Source organism: Bradyrhizobium sp. DN3, from assembly GCF_041357655.1.
GTDB lineage: Bacteria > Pseudomonadota > Alphaproteobacteria > Rhizobiales > Xanthobacteraceae > Bradyrhizobium.
Window position 1 is genome coordinate 1 of record NZ_JAULLN010000109.1, and the last position, 238, is coordinate 238.

Sequence of the window (238 nt, forward strand, 5' to 3'; positions counted from 1 at the left end):
CTTGTTGCGCAGGCGCAAGACCGCGGTGTCCTTGATGCGCTCGATGCGGTGCTCGGAGTTGGCGCGGGCGCGCACCAGCTCGACCACCGAGAGCTGCGGGATCGCGAAGCGGTCGCCGGCGGCTTCCACGATCAGGGCCGAGACGATCGCCAAGGTCAGCGGGATCTTGATGGTGACCGAGCTGCCCTCGCCGGCCACGCTCTTGATGTCGATGGTGCCGCCGATCTGGTCGATATTG

The 238-nt window shown here is 66.8% G+C and carries 1 protein-coding gene; it reads right to left on the reverse strand.

Annotated features, from left to right (window positions below; translation table 11 throughout):
- Positions 1-238 (reverse strand): hypothetical protein (locus tag AAE027_RS39565; RefSeq protein WP_370991186.1); only part of this gene is annotated, 238 nt, incomplete at both ends.